At 39.2% G+C, this 283-nt stretch carries 1 pseudogene; it reads left to right on the top strand.

The window, feature by feature from the left end:
• Positions 1-21: 21 nt before the first annotated feature.
• Positions 22-283: pseudogene (locus tag SB816_RS31035) on the top strand (glucuronyl hydrolase); the annotation flags it as partial.

Raw genomic sequence — 283 nt, forward strand, 5'->3', positions numbered from 1 at the left:
GTTAGTCATGCGACAGTAACTATGAAGCATCACTTCAGGGGTGATTTTAGTTCATACCACTTAGTTAATTACAGCCGAAATACTGGACTGCCACTATCAAAACAAACCTTCCAAGGTATTACAGATGACTCATCTTGGTCACGAGGCCAAGCATGGGGGGCTTATGGCTATACAATGGTTTATCGCTACACAAAAGATGAAAAGTTTTTAAACCATGCACGTAATATTGTGAATTACATCCTTACTCACAAAAACATGCCTGAAGATCTAGTTCCGTATTTTG

Source organism: Achromobacter sp. SIMBA_011 (assembly GCF_046535435.1).
GTDB classification, from domain to species: Bacteria; Pseudomonadota; Gammaproteobacteria; order Burkholderiales; family Burkholderiaceae_B; genus Achromobacter; species Achromobacter dolens.